Source organism: Ruegeria sp. CDSB114, assembly GCF_059611025.1.
This window is the reverse complement of record NZ_JBXWOT010000004.1, coordinates 43,429-62,317: the sequence shown is the minus strand read 5'-3', so window position 1 is coordinate 62,317 and position 18,889 is coordinate 43,429. Positions and strand designations below refer to the sequence as shown.

The 18,889-nt window shown below is 51.9% G+C and carries 18 protein-coding genes, 1 tRNA gene and 1 pseudogene; 9 read left to right on the top strand and 11 right to left on the bottom strand.

What is annotated here, in order from left to right; all coding sequences use genetic code 11:
• Positions 1 to 25: 25 nt before the first annotated feature.
• The 3 genes from AC2FIP_RS11725 to AC2FIP_RS11715 form a co-directional block, all read right to left on the bottom strand.
• Positions 26 to 739, bottom strand: a complete 714-nt coding sequence (locus AC2FIP_RS11725; RefSeq protein WP_496786503.1) for an NAD-dependent epimerase/dehydratase family protein — start codon at positions 737 to 739, stop codon at positions 26 to 28.
• The gene (locus tag AC2FIP_RS11720) at positions 736 to 1,446 is read right to left on the bottom strand and encodes an IS6 family transposase (protein WP_496786501.1); all 711 of its coding nucleotides are present in this window, start codon (positions 1,444 to 1,446) and stop codon (positions 736 to 738) included. Before AC2FIP_RS11720 ends, AC2FIP_RS11725 begins: the two co-directional genes overlap by 4 nt.
• A gap of 714 nt (positions 1,447 to 2,160) precedes the next feature.
• Entirely contained in the window at positions 2,161 to 2,619 is a 459-nt protein-coding gene (locus tag AC2FIP_RS11715) for a RipA family octameric membrane protein (protein ID WP_496786499.1), read from the bottom strand.
• Between the two features lie 40 nt (positions 2,620 to 2,659).
• Here AC2FIP_RS11715 and AC2FIP_RS11710 point away from each other — a divergent pair, with 40 nt between their 5' ends.
• The 5 genes from AC2FIP_RS11710 to AC2FIP_RS11690 all read left to right on the top strand — a co-directional run bounded on the left by AC2FIP_RS11710 (position 2,660) and on the right by AC2FIP_RS11690 (position 9,292).
• The gene (locus tag AC2FIP_RS11710) at positions 2,660 to 5,602 is read left to right on the top strand and encodes an NACHT domain-containing protein (RefSeq protein ID WP_496786498.1); all 2,943 of its coding nucleotides are present in this window, start codon (positions 2,660 to 2,662) and stop codon (positions 5,600 to 5,602) included.
• Between the two features lie 817 nt (positions 5,603 to 6,419).
• Entirely contained in the window at positions 6,420 to 6,620 is a 201-nt protein-coding gene (locus AC2FIP_RS11705) for a helix-turn-helix transcriptional regulator (RefSeq protein WP_496786497.1), read from the top strand.
• An 806-nt stretch (positions 6,621 to 7,426) separates the two neighbouring features.
• Positions 7,427 to 7,957, top strand: a complete 531-nt coding sequence (locus AC2FIP_RS11700; RefSeq protein ID WP_496786496.1) for a hypothetical protein — start codon at positions 7,427 to 7,429, stop codon at positions 7,955 to 7,957.
• Positions 7,958 to 8,246: 289 nt separating this feature from the next.
• Complete coding sequence (locus tag AC2FIP_RS11695; RefSeq protein WP_496786494.1) at positions 8,247 to 8,492, top strand: hypothetical protein; 246 nt, start codon at positions 8,247 to 8,249, stop codon at positions 8,490 to 8,492.
• A 74-nt stretch (positions 8,493 to 8,566) separates the two neighbouring features.
• Positions 8,567 to 9,292: a hypothetical protein gene (locus AC2FIP_RS11690; protein WP_496786493.1), complete on the top strand. Its 726-nt coding sequence runs from the start codon at positions 8,567 to 8,569 to the stop codon at positions 9,290 to 9,292.
• Between the two features lie 209 nt (positions 9,293 to 9,501).
• Here AC2FIP_RS11690 and AC2FIP_RS11685 read toward each other — a convergent pair whose 3' ends face one another.
• From AC2FIP_RS11685 to AC2FIP_RS11650, 8 genes and pseudogenes are all read right to left on the bottom strand, one after another.
• Positions 9,502 to 9,888 carry a hypothetical protein gene (locus tag AC2FIP_RS11685; RefSeq protein WP_496786491.1) on the bottom strand — a complete coding sequence of 129 codons (387 nt, stop codon included), beginning with the start codon at positions 9,886 to 9,888 and terminating at the stop codon, positions 9,502 to 9,504.
• A gap of 285 nt (positions 9,889 to 10,173) precedes the next feature.
• Entirely contained in the window at positions 10,174 to 10,632 is a 459-nt protein-coding gene (locus AC2FIP_RS11680; protein WP_496786489.1) for a hypothetical protein, read from the bottom strand.
• A gap of 109 nt (positions 10,633 to 10,741) precedes the next feature.
• Positions 10,742 to 11,299 (bottom strand): TIR domain-containing protein, encoded by a 558-nt coding sequence (locus AC2FIP_RS11675; protein ID WP_496786488.1) that lies wholly within the window; start codon positions 11,297 to 11,299, stop codon positions 10,742 to 10,744.
• Between the two features lie 120 nt (positions 11,300 to 11,419).
• A pseudogene (locus AC2FIP_RS11670) lies at positions 11,420 to 12,096 on the bottom strand (macro domain-containing protein); the annotation flags it as partial.
• 265 nt (positions 12,097 to 12,361) lie between these two features.
• Positions 12,362 to 12,438 (bottom strand) — tRNA-Arg (locus AC2FIP_RS11665).
• A gap of 64 nt (positions 12,439 to 12,502) precedes the next feature.
• Positions 12,503 to 13,885, bottom strand: coding sequence for an ATP-binding protein (locus AC2FIP_RS11660; protein WP_496786486.1), 1,383 nt, complete (start codon positions 13,883 to 13,885; stop codon positions 12,503 to 12,505).
• An 18-nt stretch (positions 13,886 to 13,903) separates the two neighbouring features.
• A complete protein-coding gene (locus tag AC2FIP_RS11655) occupies positions 13,904 to 15,322 on the bottom strand; it encodes a dihydrolipoyl dehydrogenase family protein (protein WP_496699225.1) in 1,419 nt (472 codons plus the stop codon).
• A gap of 2 nt (positions 15,323 to 15,324) precedes the next feature.
• Positions 15,325 to 16,056, bottom strand: a complete 732-nt coding sequence (locus AC2FIP_RS11650) for a TVP38/TMEM64 family protein (RefSeq protein ID WP_496691920.1) — start codon at positions 16,054 to 16,056, stop codon at positions 15,325 to 15,327.
• Positions 16,057 to 16,352: 296 nt separating this feature from the next.
• Here AC2FIP_RS11650 and rpmH point away from each other — a divergent pair, with 296 nt between their 5' ends.
• The 4 genes from rpmH (at position 16,353) to AC2FIP_RS11630 (ending at position 18,845) form a co-directional block, all read left to right on the top strand.
• On the top strand, positions 16,353 to 16,487 hold the full coding sequence (gene rpmH / locus AC2FIP_RS11645) for a 50S ribosomal protein L34 (protein ID WP_005632162.1): 135 nt from the start codon (positions 16,353 to 16,355) through the stop codon (positions 16,485 to 16,487).
• Positions 16,488 to 16,512: 25 nt separating this feature from the next.
• Positions 16,513 to 16,938: a ribonuclease P protein component gene (rnpA, locus tag AC2FIP_RS11640; RefSeq protein WP_496786485.1), complete on the top strand. Its 426-nt coding sequence runs from the start codon at positions 16,513 to 16,515 to the stop codon at positions 16,936 to 16,938.
• On the top strand, positions 16,935 to 17,171 hold the full coding sequence (yidD, locus tag AC2FIP_RS11635) for a membrane protein insertion efficiency factor YidD (protein WP_496694398.1): 237 nt from the start codon (positions 16,935 to 16,937) through the stop codon (positions 17,169 to 17,171). Before rnpA ends, yidD begins: the two co-directional genes overlap by 4 nt.
• Positions 17,172 to 17,237: 66 nt before the next feature.
• Positions 17,238 to 18,845 (top strand): acyl-CoA dehydrogenase family protein, encoded by a 1,608-nt coding sequence (locus AC2FIP_RS11630; RefSeq protein WP_496786483.1) that lies wholly within the window; start codon positions 17,238 to 17,240, stop codon positions 18,843 to 18,845.
• The last annotated feature ends 44 nt before the right edge of the window (positions 18,846 to 18,889 follow it).

The following is an 18,889-nucleotide window of genomic DNA, read 5'->3' as shown; positions in this document are numbered from 1 at the left end:
AACAACAATGTCTGGGCCCTGCACTCTACCAATCCGGAAAACGTGTGGTGAAATAACTGGGGAGCCGGTCTGTAAACAAGCGCTTCAGCGCAGACTTAAAGGCAGTGCTTGCGGTAATTTTTGCCCGGCTCCCATCTTGCGGAGAATAGCCGATCACTTGCTGCGTTTCGGTGATATCCCAACGCATGCCCGGGTTATCCGACACTAGGTTCAGTGCTGCAAAGGAAACGTCTTTTGCATCAATTGCGGCGCGCATGCCGTTTAGAAAGTCTCGATCGCTCAGCCACATTTCTTGGCCCCATCGGCCCATCGCCATATGCGTGCCGGGTTGGTTGTCATGAGTCCATTGCGTCCATCCAATGCGCAGGCAAATGACGGACAGTCCGTGATGCTCGGCGAAGTAAGCCCCTGTTCGTTCACAGAACAGTTTTGACATTCCGTAGGCATTCACTGGGCCAGGAGGCGTCTTGCTGTTGAGCGCGTCATGCGTGAATCTTTTGTCGCCATGGATCCAATTGGAACTGGCAAGAACCACGCGACTGACACCCATAGCGACCGCATGGTGATAGAGCGTAAGGGTTGCATCCATATTGTGCTTGATCGCTGAGGGCCAGGTGGCGGCCGGCTCTTTGTCACCGGCAAGATGCACGACTACGTCCACGTCCTCGAGCAAGCTGATCCAACGGTATTGCCAAGTTGTTAACCAAAGCATGTGAGGTATTGGCAAAGGCAGGATCAAGCGGTCATTTCCGCAGTATAATCGCCCCAGAGGTTGAATGCGTCGCTACGAGCGTGGCGGTATGAGTTTGCGGTGAGTTGATATCGGCGGGGACGGAAGATCAGGTTGATTTGGTCATGGGCAAACAGAAATCTCTGAGCCTGTAGATGAGACTTAAACTTGCCAAATAGCTTCTCTCTTTTGCCAGTCGGTCGGTGCGAGACTTCGATCGCGTTATTGAGACCTTTGTGGGCACGATGGTCAGCGTCCGGTGCCAGTATTTTGATTGGTTTGATATAGCTACGCAGTTTGTCTGTGATGACGACCCTGGGTTCGCCGAATTTGGCAACCAATCCTTTGAAAAAGCGCTTCGCAGCTTTGGCGTTTCGGCGAGTTTGCAGGAGAATGTCGAGCGCGTCGCCGTTCGCGGCAATCGCGCGCCACAACCAGTGCTTCTTGCCTCGGATCATGATCACGACTTCGTCCATGTGCCACTTGTCGTTTGGCCGTGGACGATCCCGCCTGATGCAATCTGCAAAGTGTCGACCAAAGCGATTGACCCATAGCCGAACTGCTTCCCGGCTGACGATCACGCCACGCGCAGCCAACAGATCCTCTACGTCAGCTGTGCTCAAGGCAAATCGATGGTAAGTCCATACCGCGTAAGCAATGATCTCACGAGGAAAGCGAAAACCCTTCAGGCGTGGCATGATCGTTGGGATGTTCATTCGCGCGACATAGCTGGATCACTCAGCCTGAACAACTTGGCAATACCGCTAAATCCCCTCCTGACGCCTAAACGAGATAGAAAGAATTTCAATCAGTTGGTGGAGCAAGCCACAGTGCATTATCTCAGCTTGGGAGAAACGGAGAAACTAAAGTTTAGCAAGTCAATGCACGCTGAAATACTTGGATACCCCGGGATGTCAGCGGAAAACAGTGGCCTTCGTACAATTATGAATGCTGTGCTTCAAAGCCTTCCAGTTGAGGATAGAGAGCGATTGAAGGTTGCGGGTAGAAAGCCAGCATAGGCTCAGGAATCATAACCAAAAGATGACAGTCGCGGCGACGCAAACTACCTGCAGGAATAGGTCAGCACGAGGGTCATCGCGAGTTGCGGTGTGCTAATTCTGTGGCCGCGCCCGGAATAGCATGATTTCAGATCAACGAAGCAAATGACAGAAAAGTCCCACAGAGCAGTTAATCATGCGGCGCGTAAAGAATGACCCTCGCGAAACCCCGCCAAAAAAACCGATGCTGCGCTCTGCATGAAAGTCCTCAGTTCGAGATGCGAGCACAGTTGTGACGAACCAATATGGGCTTCGTTAGAAATACGCGCTACAGGGATTTTCAATATACTGGTTGGTAAGCGCCAATAACACTGGGTTTGTAACAGTAGAAAGCTGTCTATGATCAGTGGTGAGCCAAAGTCCTACAAGTATTTATCTGAACCATAGGAAGTATATCACGGCCATGACCCCTGACAGCGCAGGTAACATCATCTCGATCTGAGTATACTCAATAACTGAACTTGAGCGCGCGAAAGCTTCCTCTTCTTTTGTATAAACGCTGATGCCGAGCTCTTGCTCAAGTTCAGTAGCAACAGCATACTTTACTCTGGAAACTTCTCGAAACCTTAGTATTTGAAAGAACCAAATAGTTGAAATCGCAAACCAAACAACGTTGATTGCCGTAGCCACTTTGGCGCTGATATCCGGAGGAACTTGTGCCTGAGCAGTTAGCAGATAACCGAGCGACACCCAAAGAGCTGTAAGGACAGACAAGTTGAATCGGTTGGCTTGATATCGTCTGTCAATGTTTGTCTCGATTGACCTGCAAAACTCGAAATATGCAGCAATTTTTGCGGGCTTACCGTCAAAGGTATTGAATTCTGCGTCCATCGCAGGTCTCCTTGTCAAAGCAACTAACCGAGGAACTCTTTTGAAACCAAGCATTTCAATCGTGTGTCAATCTGATGGCATACAAGTCGCGACACAACTGGCAAAACTACTCACAGATCAAGACCTCCCTGTCGTCGGCAATTTCCCCAGTGCTTCCGGCAGCTTAGAGTCACATGACCCAAGAACGCTTGTCAACGAACAAACAGCTTTGGTGGTCCTCGTTATCTCCGAGGGATGGTTTGGTGTCGCACGTGGGTCGACGGAAGGCACGGTCGACCCTGAAGCGATGCAGCGTCTCTTTTCACTCTCGACTGGAGCACAGAACGCGAGAATTTTTCCTCTTTTGATAGACGAAAATTTCAAAGATACCATCACCAACACTTGGTTGAAAAATATACAATGGTACGTGGACAGCACCAAAACGCGGAACATTCTACTTCAGAAGACTGAAAAGCTAGAAGCAATCGGTTTTTTTGAAAACCATCTATCAGCGTTCGACGGTGTTTTTTCAGTTATCGAAGCAATAGAGGCAGCTAGCGATGTCGAGCTGACCGCGAAAGAACGTGTATCAGAAAAGAACGTAGCATATGACGTATATACATGTCGGCACAAGATACGTGAAACCTCCACAGTTTACATCCACCTCTACCGAGGTGTTACCCTGACCCACACTGCAGCCCATCTAAAAGATAATCCGATTCCTGACGCGCACGACGCCGTCTTCCTGCTGAGCCGAGAGGCAGGCCAAAAAAACTTTAATGATCGGATCGAGAACATCAAAAAAGCGTTCAAGACTAAGAATGTGATGTACTTAGAAGATATAGTGGCACAGCAAATTCGAACAGCGAACGATGAGGCGATTTGGGACAGCTACGCTAACCACAGCAGCTATTTCCTTGAGCCTCAACTTCGCCGTAATTTATCTTTCGATAAGTTTGAAAAGGGTTCAGATTTTCGGCGGTTAGTTGGATGGCTTGAGAGTGATTCAGCAGGCGTTACGGTGATTGAAGGCCAAGGCGGAATCGGCAAAACATGGACTATGAAGGAGCTTCTAGGACGCATTAGGTCTGGCAACATACGTTTATCCAACGATCTAGAGCGTTCTACAATCTTCATTGCGTCCACTGACGTTACCCGGCCCGGCTCTACTCTCAATGACGTTGCGGGCTCCTTCACTTTGTACGATCTATATGTCGCTGCGGTTGCAGGAAGCCAAATTCAAGGCAAATCAATCTCACCCATAGAAGAAGAAATTTTCTATAATGCCCTTAAAATGGGAAGTATCGTAGTATTTGTTGATGGCTTGGATGAAATTATTGCGCGACACAGAGGTAGCTTTGACCCAGATGCCTTTTTTGGAAACTTACAGGCTCGCATGCAAGGCGGATCAAATGCAAAGGTAATTCTGTCGTGTCGCAAATTATTTTTTGATCAATATGAATACGCTTTAAAGTTTCCAAGCGTCCAAACCTACGAAATATTAGCCTTTAATGAAGATTTGAGGGACACATACTTCAACGACGGTTTGGGCACGTTAAACAATAAAATGAACAGGGCAAAACAGCTCAGTGAGAATCTAGCTATATTGCCTGAAACACGGCGCTATGTCCCCTTCGTACTTAGCTTAATCGTTGATATAATGATCGAAGAGGCCGATGACCCAGCTTCCAATGACAAGGATCAGTTTCAAAACTTCTTTTCTGAACGACTCATGCAGTCAGAATATAGCGATAGGGTAATTGGCCAGTTCTGCGAGCGCGAAATTAAGAAGGTTGGTGAAAAATTCAGAAGCTTAACCGTTGATCAACAAGTTGAAGTCTTTTGCGGAATAGCCTACATAAATGAAGGCGATAATGGCAGAGCTGACACTCGTTTTGTAAGAAAACTGATACGTCAAGCAACTGGTCTTCAGTCGGTTGGAGACCTGTCGGACACTTTCCTCTCACATCCGTTTCTTGTTGTTTCCAACGTGGGATCAGAGTCGGTAGTAGACCTACGTTTTGATTTCATGACGGAACACTTTTTGATGTTAGACTTAGCAAAGAAACTAACAACCAACCAAGAAACCGATCTGTTCTATGATATCTTGGACATCCAAGTTTTCAAAAAATACTGTACAGCAGACTCAACTATGTGTCGAGGTTTGGCTCTACGTCTTGGCGGTGATGATGACGAGTTTGGGCTTAGCATCATTGGCTTACAAGTCACGGGGGAGCGCCTGATCGCACAACACCTTGATGATAGAGAGAGCAACATATTGACCCCCGGAAGCGCGGCTTCACAGTTCTCATATTCGCTCATTTCTTTAATCGTTGCCCAAATGTCGTTAAAGAACAACCTAAATACATCCTCATTGACCAAAGCATTGACCGACATTTTTTCATCTGACGGAAATACCATATCGCGAATGGCTATAATGGACGGTGTTCACAGTGGTGATACGAAGTTTCGTCTGGATTTTAGAGGGCTAACATTTGTAGAATGCTTGTTTCATTCGATCGATATATGGTCATGCCAGTTTGATCATTATTCAAAGTTTGTTCGTTGCAGGTTTATCGCGTGCGAAGGCGTCCGGTCCAAGGACAGTGGCATTACTGTTGATACTTTTGACACAACATGCACGTTTGATGAGGCATTTGAAAAAGCATTCTCGATTGGCGAAACAAAAATCATCGATGTGCAAGAAAAGATTAAATCAGATATTACAGCATTTGTTTCTGATTTCTACTCCAGTGGCAGATACGAAGTTTTTTCAGAGAACTTTATTGAGCGCCATTACAACGGGTCCAATCCTACTATTAAGGCCAAAAATATGATCCAAGCCTTCAAGAAACATGGCGTTCTGGTATCAACTGACAAGAAGAACCGAAGTAAAGTCAACTGGTTTGCGATGTCCGATGATGCAAAGCCATCAATTGAACGCTTAATAACTCAAGGTGTTCTATCAGGAGTTTTGAAAAGAATTGCGGCAGACTTTATTTAAAGAAATTGAAGATTGTATTGGACTTTTTGATATTGCGTTGAGTTTTTCCTCTGACTGCAATGAACAGGCTTATCTGCTATCTAATATGGCAAAATTTCGCGGACTAAAATGCTACAATTATCACGAGTATTCAGCAGATCAATTTGGGTTGAACATTTATAATATCATGGAGTTTGTTTATAGCCGAACTGATAGGATAGTTATATTGAATTCATCGGACTATCGATCAACTAAAGCAACAAGATTTGAGTTTGATGCTATCTGCAATAGCAGCATATCGCAGAATATCGCGGTGTTTCAGTTGGGAGGTGCACCTTTGAACTTGGAGCCGAAGAATTGCCAAATAATCCACACTTTCGGAGACCCTGAAATACTGAGTGTGACTCATCCGGCCTGAAAGGTGAGAAGTGTATGGGCAGAGCGCGATACTGAGGTAGGCCTTTGTTGTCCCTGCCTTGTAGGATGCGTACATTGTGATCAAGGCCGCTTCGGCGGCCCTCCAGAAACGAGGGATTACCCTTCTTCTTTCGAGTTGTCAGTTTTGTTGTGCATTTAGGCGGCGGCAATACCAATCAGTTTTGACAGTTGGCGACAGCAATCTATGAGGTGCTTGAAACCAAGGCAACAATGTTGCGCAACTCGGTCGAACGCCAATTTTTTTCGACCCTCCGACTTTAGTATTGGAGCGGCCATTTAGGTTGGGCATTTTTAAGCTCTTGGCCCTAATCTGTTACTTTCCCCAATTCCACAAATTGCTGACACACCCGCCCTACTGATTAATACGACCATACAAGACGTATTACTCAGCGAGGCGACAATGATACAAAAAACTGAAGTATTACTGAGCGATAAGAGTTTCGCCAACAGACTAGATGTTCATCGCGGCACGATTTGGCATTGGCTCAAACACGACCCGACATTCCCCAAACCCTTTAAACTTTCGGAGCGCTGCACGCGTTGGCGGTTATCAGAAATCGAAGCGTGGGAAGATGCTAAACAGCAAGGCGCAGCGGCATGAAACGTATCCCGCGCCCAGCGCTGCACTCAACTAGCATCCGCACTTGGCGGGCGCATCACTTCCTTCAATGATGAGTAAGACCATGAACGAGAATGAACCCTCCGCTACGGCAAAACCTACACCCTAATGCCAATTGGCCCTGAAAGGGCAAACCCCATTCTGTTCAAGAACGGCGAACCAGTTCCCGTGACGCAAGAAATACGTAAGCATTTGGAACAACACACGACCTTCGATCAGGAAGCGCGATACTCTGACGGTCGGATTGAAAGGACCAAGGTTTGTTCGTTTGAATTCAATCCGACGAGTGAGCAACTCGACGATCAGAAATACACTACCTCCCCCAGTTGTCCAGGAAGAGGCCGTTCTGTTGTAGCTGACTGAATTCACCATCTTCCCGGAAAATGGGTAAAGCCCAAAGGCCCCACAAATGAAAACAGAGATTGCACCCGGGTTCATCGGAAGAATTTTTGCGCCCTCACGTTATGATTTTGCCGAAAGCAGTGAACACTATGCCTACGAGATAGAGCGCCTAGGTAAGTTTCGGATCATTGAATGCTCCGACAGAGTTCAGTGGATCATTCAAAGACGCATAAAGCCCCAAAACGAGCGTGCTGCAACACGATGGAAGGCAATAGGGTACTTCATGACCCGCGACGCGCTTGCACGCCTGTGGCACGCTAAAACAGGCGCTGCATTGGTCGCATTTGACCGCTCCATTTCATGTTCCATGAACGCAAACCTGCGATCTGGAAATTCTACGCTTCGGTCGATCGCGCCTTCAACATACCTCGGTCAGGATCATCACCATGGGGCGTGACAGACTTAATGAGAACCGAATCGACCAATTCGCCAAATGGATAAAGGAAGACACCCGACTACCCGCGTGGAAGGCCTTAAGCTCCACGGCACAAGCAGCATACATGCATCTCAAAGTCCGATGTCGCTATGAAGGCAAGAGGCTGAAATTCAATAACAACGGCGTTGTCGCGCTGTCCACCCGGACACTCGCAGCAGAAATGGGTGTTGCCCCGAAGACAGCAGCCACAGCATTGGCAGACTTGCAGGCCAAGGGGTGGATCGTATGCACCCAACGACACAGAAAGGGCGTCGAAGGCAATGCGCTGTCGCCGGAATGGCGATTGACGATGCTGCCGACCGAACATCTTGGCAAACCCAAAGCACCAACATGCGACCCGAGATTTTGGGAGAAGGGCAAAGACTACGAGGTTATTGAATACAAAAGCAGTAAACGGCCCGGTCACGCTCGGGGGGACGCTACTCGGTTCCAGAGCGCGAATACTGAAGCGTCCAATATGCTTAGGTTTCGAGGCGAGTAATTCAGAAACCTGCCGCTAAGTCTGCTGCTCCCTTGCTGCAAAGTTTGCAGCAGAAATTCCAAGGTTCGAGCCAACCTGCTGCAATGTCTGCACCAAGAACCGCCCAATTTCACCCACTCCCTGCTGCTGAGTTTGCCGCACATCTAATCACCATCTCTTACACACCGTTCACGCCCTGCAGCACCGTCATAGAATTAACATCCAAACGGGAAAACCTGTCAGAGAAAGCGCCCGATTTGCACCCGGGTTCAAAGTCCCATCAAAGCGACCAAGAAATTTGGAGAAAACCATGAATGTCATGATAGCATTTGCCACAGTATTGTATTTGCTGGTCGGCCATACCGCATACAGCAAGATCATCATTCCAAGCACATATCGCGAAGCTCTTGGCGGCGATGAAGACGCGATGTTGTCGCTTATCCATCGGAATGAAAAATCGTTGGTCCATTACCTGACATATGGGGGTTGGTTGTTGTTCTATCCGGCGTTCCTCGCCTTTGGCTGGATAATCGCCCGTTTGGACTTAGACATTTGAACCCGGGCGCAATTCTGAACGCGGCTCAAAAGCGAAACCCTATCTGACGCGCACAGGCTACAGAGGAAAACGACATGGGCAACACAAGCCAAGAACGAGACCCAACCTCAGGTCAAATCCCTCACAGGAAAACACCGAAGGGCGGTTTCACAGAAGGTCGCCGTATGCAGCATGTACGCAAACAAATACAACGGTCCGTCAGACAGTATCCCGAACGGCCACCGGAAGCGTTGGACGGCATCGACAGAGAAATCGAAGCCGCCATCCGGGAAGATCGCCAAATTCGCCTGGACCACGCATTTTCCCACGTTGCTATTCACCCAAGACGGATTGCCACATGTCATTCGCGCTCCGTTTTGAACCCGGGTGCAAACTGTATTGAACCCGCAGCCGAAGGTGAAGCTGCGAACGCCGAATGTGACGACGTTGATTACATCAATGAGTTTAGATTGGTTGTTGTCCACCGATTATCACTGAGGGGCGCACCCCTTGGGCAGATTGGGGCGTTACTGGATACATCCTCCAAACACGCCCAGCGTCTCTTTGATAAGCTGACAGATCGCCTCTTGGCGGAGGCGAAACATGCCGACATCGTGGTATTGGTCAGTGAGACACTCGCCTTTTATCACGCCATTAGAACCGATTGTATGGAGATTGCTGCAACCTGCGCCGACGCTTCAGTCCGCCTAGAGGCAATGGATACTGCTCTAGCAGCGGAGGCAGACAAACACCGATTTCTGAAAGCCTGTGGTTTTTACGAAAATGCAAGATATGTCCCACAAAAAAGTACTCTTAGCTAACTCTTACCTATTGCCAGCAGAAAACCTAGTTGGCTTCGAAAATATTCGTCACGGTTCGGATGAAGTCCGTGGGTTCAAAATAGAAACCGTATCGGAGTTTTGCGGCAAAATACCGTCTGACTTGGCTTTCTCAATGAATTGGGCATTTGGATCCGCGTGTTCTTTCAACCGGTCGTCAAATATCTTCCGCCGCATACAGGCGCTTACGATCAGTTCCAAATCATGAATCGGGTCGCATCCATATTTTCGAAAATACTTCGGGTATTTACTGGAATCATAAACATCGGGTGCCCCCCATGTATGACCGAAGCGCGGAGACTAACAAGCGCCCTCAATTGTTCCATTGAAATGTTACCACCCAACGTTTGATTGACGCCGTCAACGACCGCTTGAGAGGCATTGTTTGCGTCACCGAAAACAGCGTCCAGTGCCATATACAACACAGGAAACCGTTCTGCGGGATTGAGTGACCATGCGCGATAATAGTATTCAAGAGCCTTCAAATTCCGACCCGCATTTGGATCTTGCCCAGCTAACTTGCATGACAGTATCTGCATCCAATTGACGTCTACTTCAGTTAATTCGATGTCATACATACAAGGTGGCGTGTGGGTAGGACCGAAGGCCCATGATATGGTTTGCTCCGAACGGGAAATGGTACATTCCCCACCAAAAACACGCCTGCCCGAAAAGGTATGTCGATGGCGCGAAGGACAGGTTAAAGCAACTGCTCCAAGAATAGCGGATCGCGCTTTCTTAGCGGCACGAACATCTGGCGACATTACACCAAGCCAAGTCGTTGGCCTTTCTTCCCGGCCCGATTGGTCAATTTGAGGCGGAAACTTTGTTGTATCAAAGCGGGCCTGCAAGTTTGGATCGCTTTACCCAAATGCGTCATCGTCGTTTGGGCTGGAAAAGAAAAACTCGGGGAAACTGAGCTTCTGATCAACTGCAATTGTTGATAGCGGGAAAACCGTAACTTCCATAGTGGGTGAAAAAAGGCTGCTGGATGCTAATGCCGTTGCAAGCCCCAATTTTTCACCCTCGGGGATCCACTCGTTTAGCGGTCTCTCGTCGTTTGCAGAAAAAGTTGAGTTCCCAATAATACCAAAGTTCTCGGTCAAAAAGTGTTGGAGCTTCGAACATATCTCGCTCAATGGAAGCGCTTTCAAATAGGCTGGGCCTATGCCGCGTAAATGCAACGCCGCTAAGTTGAGTTCGACTGAATGATAATAAATATTAGCTCCAATCCTACGGTTGCGATGCGGCTCACCGGGATTTCCATAGAAAAAAGAGGACCGTAGACCGTTTTTCCCCATGGTAAGTGTTATTGATGCCAAGAGCATCTCTATCGTCTGTAGGTGTGATCTGTTAGTTCCCAAAATTCTCGCGTTCCCAGTTTTTAGATTATCCGGCCCAAAAGGCTCGATCTTAAAGTGAACGGTAGGGTCAACCTTCGATGCACCCCATTTCTATGTGAGCTTTGCGTGTGTAGTAGTGGTTGGGACCAGACAGCGGATCATCATGTATCGAGAACTGGCCAATAGCATCTAGTATGGCGGCTCGTTTGAAAGGGATATGAATTGCACGTGCGGTTCTGTTCTGAATTCTGATTCTTAGTGAATTCGGCCATCTGTGAGATAGCTCGCTCCCTCCAAATATTCCATCATAGCCTGTGTGCGCGATTATCAACGGTAGCTGAAATCTATCCACAGCCTGTTCGATTTCGTATGAAAGCAGGCTGCCACTCTTTCGCGTGTCGTCGCTCAGGATGACAACCGTTTGCTTCGAGTTTGCTAGCCTTTTACGAATACTTGCTTGCAACGTAGGCAGCTTACTTGTGTCTCTTACACTGTAAACCTTGTCGTGACTGTCAACGTACTTGAACTCATAATTTCTACCAGCGCTCCATTTCTGAAGCACAGAATAGTACTTAAAATCAGATTTGGCTGGATTAGCTTCGCCTAGACCATCAAAAGCTATGTAGGTTCCGTTTCGATATGCCATGCACTAGTTCCAGTCTCTCGCGATAGCTCCGAGATTGATGTCCTCGGCTTTTTCTTCGGGTAGAATGACGATGATTTTGTCCGTGATTTTCATCAGCTTTGTTTCCTCCACTATGGCAGCCAAAATCAGGTCCACTAGGATCGAGTTGCCAATGCCAACTCTGGCTAGTCCTGAACCCATCAATGGAATAACAAGTGGCTCTTTTGCACACAGCTTACGTGCACATCTCAGGAGGCCTCTAACTGCGACAATTACGTCATCTGTGCCTGCCTTTGTCACGCTATCAGAGACGTTCGTCCGGCTCAGTGCAGTAAAAGAAACTTGTGCTCATCACACACTACTGGCGCAGTGGTTCCGATCGGGTAGCGGTTCTGATTACCTTTTTGGCGTTCCCCAGATTTGGATTCGACGCCATCTAAAGCCGCCTCAAGTTGACCATCCAGTTCTGCAAGGTTGTCAGACCAAAACTCTTCGATAATGTGCCCGTGCAGTGTTATGCGTGAAACTAAAACGTTGTCGACTTCGCTATCAAAGAAATCGTTTACGCCAACAGCTTTCCAGCCTTGTTCGGCAAAAAAATCACCAAACTTTACGACAACAGGCGTGTCAATGTGTTTGCTTTTTATCTCGACCTGTCGCTTAAGAAATCCCGCGATCAGATGCCCGTCTAGGTAAAACCAAGCTAAACCAATCAACGGCCCCGCAAGCAGAAACAAAAGATAAGGCAACTCAATGTCGCCGTCAGTTGTGACAACTTCAAATGACTCGATTAATAGAAACAGGCCACCAAATGCCATAAAAACGGATCGTACTGCGTACTCACGGTAGGAGGTCAGGTCTCTCTTTATTCCGTTAAGCAGTTTTCGTAAGAATTCAGTCTTCAAGAAAAAGTCTCACATTGGCATTGTGCCAATGGCATAAGCAAAACCAACACAACCTAAAAGGGCATGTTCGTCAGGCCGGTTGCGTTTTAGCAATCACTGCCAGAAAATTAATTTTGGCGGGTAGGTTGGTGGGTAGCTGGATCAAACCGTCATTTTCTCCAATGAAATCAGAGATAAATGGCGGACCGAGGAGGATTCGAACCCCCGACCCCTTGATTCGTAGTCAAGTACTCTATCCAGCTGAGCTATCGGTCCGCGTTGGTGAGGCGCTATGTAGACCCGGCATTCGGGACGTGCAAGTCGATTCTGTAAAAATAATTCAAAAAGCCCCATCGCCCCGCGGGAGGCGAATTTCAAAGGTGGTACCTGTTGACCCTGTCTCGGTCAGAACAAGGTCACCCCCATGGCCCCGCAACAGTTCCTGTGAGATCGCCAAGCCCAGACCCGACCCGCCTTTGCGGACGCCACCCTGAAAGGGTGTGAACAGATTTTCACGCGCTTTGGTCGGCAGGCCCGGCCCTGTGTCGCTGATCTGAATACACCAGTTGGCGTCCTGCTCTTGCCCGGACAGGGTGATCCGACCGGGCTTTCCTGATGCAACCAGCGCCTGACGGGCATTTCGAACGAGGTTCATCATGACACGGAAAATCTGTTCAGGATCAGCTCGTACGACCAACTCTTCCGGCACATCATTGATGATCTCGACACAGGCATCGGCAACGGCAAGTTTCTCGCTAGCAACCACATCCTCGGCCACAGTGCGGAGCGGAACCAGTGTAAGCGACGGTGCAGGTTCTTCAGCGCGGCCAAATGCCAATGTGCTTTCGCACAGGGTTACCGCTCGGGTGATCGAGTTCACCAGCTTAGGGGCCATGCGACGCACCAACGGGTCTTCGCTGGATTCGATCCGGTCGGTAAACAGCTGGGCCGAGGTCAGGATGTTGCGCAGATCGTGGCTCACCTTGGCCACAGCCCCGCCCAGCTGCGCCAGACGCTCGCGCTGTTTCAGGGCCTGGGTCAGTTCGGTTTGCAACTGTTTCAGCGCCTCTTCGGCCTCGCGCAGCTCGGTCACTTTAGAATCCGGTGAGATGATTCCACGGGCATCTTCGGGGGCGCTGGCATAGCGCTGCATATATCCGACAACGCTTTTGATGGGCTTTACCAGAACCACCCGAACCGCAAGAAACAGGAAAAAAGCCGTGATGATCGAAATCACAAATGACAGGCCCAGAATGCGTAACCCATAATCCGTCATCGCCATACGCAAAGGCATGCTGTCAGTCGTCACCTCAATCAGCAGACCTGCGCCTTTCACAGGCTCGCCAATAACACGGATGACTTCATTTTCCGGCGTGAACAACCGCACGACAGCATCCCGGATCAAAACCCATGGTCGCGCGTCACGCAGGTCATAGGTCTTGCTGATCTGCCCTGGAATAGGAGAGGACAGCATCAACTGGCGCATCTCGTCTCGCCGCAGAACCACGTTATAGACGCCCGCATTGGCCAGCAGTTCAGCCTCAAGGTCCTCGGCCAGCATATCATCGGCCAACAAAGCGAGCGAGGCGATCTGAGCGCGCTCCAGCCGGTTCAGCAGGAAATCTTCGCGGAATCGCGCAATCGAAGGGACAAAAATCAGAACCTCGGCCAACATCACGAAGACCGTCGTCAGGATCAGAAATCGGCCTGACAGCGAGTTCACATTGCTCTCCCTTCCAGGTCAGGGCATCCAGCGCTGGACGAACCTGACCACACGTTTAACCGTTTGATTCTCAAACAGCCTTGGTGAGAAATAAGCGCCCGCCACCCGTTTGTTAAGCTCTCCAATCGTCGGATAGGGCGAAACCATGGCGGCAACCTGCCCCATCTTCAGATTATTGGCCAGCGCCAGCGACCACAAGCTGATCAGCTCACCCGCCTGATGGCCAACAATTGTGGCACCTACAGGTCGGCCTTTGACGACCATGACCTTGATGAAACCATTCGTTTTACGCTCGGAAATGGCGCGGTCGTTGTGGTGATAGTCAAACCGCGCAATTTCCATCTTATCGCCATGCTCGGCGCGCGCCTGCACCTCGGTCAGGCCAACCTGCGCCAGCTCGGGGTCGGTGTAGGTCGCCCAGGGGATATGTGCGGTTTTCGCCTTGGAGGGCAGCCCAAACAGCGCCGAACGAATGATAATCCCCGCGTGATAGCCCGCCACATGAGTGAATTGCAGCCCACCCGCGACATCTCCGATCGCATAGACCCTGCGGTTTGTAGTGCGCAGAGAGGCATCCACCTTGATGCCGGATCGCGTTGGCTCAATTCCGGCGGCGGCAAGATCAAGACGTTCGATATTGGCTTTCCGCCCCGCACCCAGCAGCAGGTGCGTGCCCGAGAAGATTTCCCCATTCTCTGTCACGACCTCAACCGCGCCATTTGTACTGCGAATCTGTGCCGCCATCGCCCGTTCATGGATCTCGACGCCTTCAGCGCGCAGGCTGTCCAGCACGACCTCTGCCGCCTCGGGATCATCCTTGCCCAACGCCTTCTGCCCTTCGATGACTGTGACCTTGCAACCGAGCCGAATATGCGCCTGCGCCATCTCCATACCGATGGGGCCGCCGCCGATGATCAGCAGATGATCGGGCTTGTCGCGCAAGTCGAAGACGGTCTCGTTGGTATAATACGGCACCTTGTCCAAACCGGGTATCGGCGGGACCAAGGGGGATGAACCTGTTGCAATCACAACCCGCCGCGCGGTGATCAGGTGATCCCCCGCCTGAACCTGTGTCGGAGAGACGAAGCTGCCAAATTCCCGGATTACCTTGACACCAAAGCTTTCGAACCGCTCTTGGCTGTCCATCGGCTCGATCTGCGCAATCACATCATGCACGTGGTCCTTGGCGGCGGCGTAATCCACCTGTGGCACCACATCCGCCACACCTAGCGCCGAGGCATGCGCCTGCCCATAGGCGGCCTTGCCGCTGGCAATCAGGGCCTTGGACGGGACGCAGCCGAAATTCAGACAATCCCCGCCCATCTTGTGACCTTCCAGCAGGATCACATCCGCACCCATCTGGCTCGCCCCCGCGGCGACCGACAGCCCACCTGACCCGGCCCCGATCACCAGGATATCGGATTTCAGTTCTTGCATGATCAGCTGTCCTTTTGGCCGCGCAGCGTTTTGATCAGAATGGGCAGAGCCGCCAGCACGCACAAGCCAACAATCGGGCCGATAACGAAGGGCTCCCACAGCAGTGAGACGTCCGGCGTCTCACCCCGGTCGAACACTCCGCCCAGCCCGACGCCAATCCAAGTATAGACGATACCGCCGGGAATGATGCCCAGCGCCGTGGTGAACAGAAAGTTGCGGAACTTCACCCCCACCAGCGCCGGCACCAGATTGGCCACAAAGAACGGAACCACCGGGACAAGGCGCAGCAGGAACAGGACCGAGATCTCATTCTCGCGCAGGCCGTCCTTCAGCTTTTTGATCGTGCCTTCCGAGGCCTCAAGACGCGCCGTCAAGGACGCCCCCAACCCCCAGCGCGCCGCCAGAAAGATCACCGAGGCGCCGATGGTTGCTGCAAAAATGTTGAAGACCGTGCCTGCGAAAAGGCCAAACAGGAACCCTCCGGTCATCGAGGCCACCGCAGCGCCAGGCAGCGAAAACGCAACGATGGCAATGTAGATCGCAATGAACGCGCCTGCCATTGCCCAGTAATTGGCGTCACGCCAGCCCAACAGGGCCTCTCGGTTGTCGCGCAGGGTCTCGAAAGTCAGGTAATCACCCAAGGTAAAGAACCCCACGGTGGCAACGGAAAGAATCACCAGCAAAGGAATATGTCGCGCAAGCCCGCTGCGCGGGGCCTGAGTTGTATCGCTCATGGGGTTGTCCGGTTTTATGCGTTTCATTCTGGCCCCAACATGCGATGTCGCGCCTCTGTGCAACAGGGGCCTCACGTTGCCTTGATCTTTTCGACAGCGAATGTGAGGGTTTCGGACCGCAAATCCGTGTTTTTGAAATCTTTCGACCCGCCGGATTACAGAATTGTTGCAAAAGGCGGCAAAACCCCCACCAAGGGGTTTGACTTACCCCCCGCTTGGCAGTAGAGGACGGGCTTCGAACACCACGGGCAGGCGAATCCGCGCTGCACCCGACCGAATAGATTGGAGACGGAGCGATGAAACGCACCTATCAGCCTTCGAACCTGGTTCGCAAACGCCGCCACGGTTTCCGCGCGCGCATGGCCACCAAGGCCGGCCGCAAGATCCTGAACTCGCGCCGCGCACGTGGCCGCAAGTCGCTGAGCGCATAAACCGCTCACCGATCAGGTTATGAACATGACGCCGCCGGAGGCCCCTGAGGATGGTAAGAACCAACCTGGGGATACGCCCCCGGCGGCGTCCGTTTGCGCATCCAAAACATTGATCATCCTCAGGAAACGATCCGATTTCCTGAAAGCCGCGCGTGCGCGTCGGCAGGGCACATCATCAATGATGGTGCAGGCGCGCAAACGCGCCGAGGGCGAGGCGGACGGGATTCGCGTCGGTTTCACCTGTTCCAAAAAGGTCGGCAATGCCGTGGCTCGCAACCGGGCCAAGCGACGCCTGCGCGAAGCTGCGCGCGAGGTACTGCCTGAGAAGGGGCAGGACGGCTGGGATTACGTGCTGATCGGTCGCGCCGATGTCACGGACGGACGCCCCTATGCGGCGCTGCTGGTTGATTTGCGCTATGCTCTGCGTAAAGTCCATGCTGCGCGGAAATGACATTGCTCTCGCATATCCTTGCCTTACCCATTCGGGCGTACCGGTTGCTGTTCAGCCCTTGGGTCGGGTTCAACTGCCGCTATCAGCCTACATGCTCGGCCTATGCGTTGGAGGCACTGGAAAAACACGGTGCCATCAAAGGCACATGGCTGGCCGCGCGACGGATTGGGCGCTGCCACCCTTTGGGTGGTGACGGGTATGATCCGGTTCCGGACCGTGAAGATCACTCCTGACCCGTCGTCGGACTTGACCGGAGCGCACCTTCGCTGAACAGTTGTGCTGTTCAATTCGAGGGCCAGATGACATCTGACGCGCGCCATTCCCTACCCACGCATGACGTTCTGAACCAGCCGCCTGTGCGCGGAGATTTAGACCTTTGGGCCTCTGACCCAGTACTGCAAAATGTGACAGGCGCGCGAAGCTCTATTCTTCGCAACTATGGTGCAGACCTTGGGCGTGCTGCAGTGAGAGACATGGCGCGCGAGGCCAATTTCCACTCCCCAGAACTTGTTCTGTTTGACCAAGGTGGACGCCGCCTGGATGAAGTGCGTTTCACTCATTCATACCATCACCTGATGCAACTCAGTCAATCATCCGGATACGCAGCCGTTGCCTGGTCTGACCTACCGAATGGTCACGCCACCCACGCCGCCATGGTCTACCTTGCCAGTCAGGTCGAACCCGGACATTGCTGCCCGCTGACCATGACTTACGCAGCCGTTCCAGCACTTGCGGCGAATGAAGAGATTGCCTCGATCTGGGTTCCCCGATTGACGGAATGGAACCACGATTCCTCTATCGCTCCTATCGCCTCCAAAAAAAGCGCCACGCTGGGCATGGCGATGACTGAGAAACAGGGCGGCTCGGACATTCGCGCCACTACAACGACGGCCACACGCGACGGAGATCACTGGCGGTTGCGTGGGCATAAATGGTTCTGCTCGGCCCCGATGTCCGACGGTTTCCTGACACTTGCCCAGACCCCCGGCGGTCTGACCTGTTTCCTTGTGCCCCGCTGGCTGGACGGCGAACGCAATGCAATCCACCTGATGCGGCTGAAGAACAAGCTGGGCAATCGGTCCAACGCCTCGGCCGAGATTGAATACCATGATGCGCTGGCCTATCAGCTTGGCGATGAGGGCGCGGGTGTGCGCACAATCCTGGAGATGGTGCATCACACACGGCTCGACACTGCGATGGCTCCGGCAGGTCTGATGCGGGCGGCCCTCAGCGAAGCGCATCACTGGGTCAGCCATCGCAGCGCCTTTCAGCGCCGCTTGATTGATCACCCTCTGATGCGCATCGTTCTGGCCGATCTCGTGCTGGACTGGGAGGGGGCGCTGACACTGGGAATGCGTGTGGCGCAGGCTTTTGACGGTCATACACCCGAGGATAAAGCCTTTTCCCGCATCGCTGTTGCACTCGCCAAATTCCTCAACAACAAACGCTGTCCAGCCGTCGTGGTCGAAGCCATGGAGGTGTTGGGCGGCATGGGCTATGTCGAGGACACCCCCCTGCCCCTGCTCTACCGTGAAGCCCCTTTGAACGGCATCTGGGAAGGTTCGGGCAATGTGATCTGTCTGGATATCCTGCGCACCCTGACCCGCGACCCCTTGGCCGCCCAGGTCCTGCAGGCCGAGCTTGAGGCGGCAACCGGAGTGAACCGCCACTATGATGCGGCGCTGAGGGACCACCGCGCCCGCTGGACCAATATCCCACCCGAAGCCGAGGCGCGCTGGTTTGCGGAGCGCACTGCTTTGCTGCTGACGGCCTCTCAACTGATACGCCAAGCGCCCGGGCCGGTCGCTGATGGATTTGTGGCGTCTCGGTTGACAGGTAACAATGGCCGCATCCCCGGTTCGGTGTCCGGGCTGGACACTGGTGCCCTGCTTGCGCGGTTGGGCTGACCCGCACACTTGCCCGGATACGCCATCTGCTGTAGGGGCAGCGC

Excerpts from the sequence above, each read along its gene's own strand:
- AC2FIP_RS11720 (WP_496786501.1), bottom strand. The coding sequence starts at position 1,446 with ATGAACATCCCAACGATCATGCCACGCCTGAAGGGTTTTCGCTTTCCT.
- AC2FIP_RS11715 (WP_496786499.1), bottom strand. The coding sequence starts at position 2,619 with ATGGACGCAGAATTCAATACCTTTGACGGTAAGCCCGCAAAAATTGCT.
- AC2FIP_RS11705 (WP_496786497.1), top strand. The coding sequence starts at position 6,420 with ATGATACAAAAAACTGAAGTATTACTGAGCGATAAGAGTTTCGCCAAC.
- AC2FIP_RS11700 (WP_496786496.1), top strand. The coding sequence starts at position 7,427 with ATGGGGCGTGACAGACTTAATGAGAACCGAATCGACCAATTCGCCAAA.
- AC2FIP_RS11695 (WP_496786494.1), top strand. The coding sequence starts at position 8,247 with ATGAATGTCATGATAGCATTTGCCACAGTATTGTATTTGCTGGTCGGC.
- AC2FIP_RS11690 (WP_496786493.1), top strand. The coding sequence starts at position 8,567 with ATGGGCAACACAAGCCAAGAACGAGACCCAACCTCAGGTCAAATCCCT.
- AC2FIP_RS11685 (WP_496786491.1), bottom strand. The coding sequence starts at position 9,888 with ATGTATGACATCGAATTAACTGAAGTAGACGTCAATTGGATGCAGATA.
- AC2FIP_RS11675 (WP_496786488.1), bottom strand. The coding sequence starts at position 11,299 with ATGGCATATCGAAACGGAACCTACATAGCTTTTGATGGTCTAGGCGAA.
- AC2FIP_RS11655 (WP_496699225.1), bottom strand. The coding sequence starts at position 15,322 with ATGCAAGAACTGAAATCCGATATCCTGGTGATCGGGGCCGGGTCAGGT.
- AC2FIP_RS11650 (WP_496691920.1), bottom strand. The coding sequence starts at position 16,056 with ATGAGCGATACAACTCAGGCCCCGCGCAGCGGGCTTGCGCGACATATT.
- rpmH (WP_005632162.1), top strand. The coding sequence starts at position 16,353 with ATGAAACGCACCTATCAGCCTTCGAACCTGGTTCGCAAACGCCGCCAC.
- rnpA (WP_496786485.1), top strand. The coding sequence starts at position 16,513 with ATGACGCCGCCGGAGGCCCCTGAGGATGGTAAGAACCAACCTGGGGAT.
- yidD (WP_496694398.1), top strand. The coding sequence starts at position 16,935 with ATGACATTGCTCTCGCATATCCTTGCCTTACCCATTCGGGCGTACCGG.
- AC2FIP_RS11630 (WP_496786483.1), top strand. The coding sequence starts at position 17,238 with ATGACATCTGACGCGCGCCATTCCCTACCCACGCATGACGTTCTGAAC.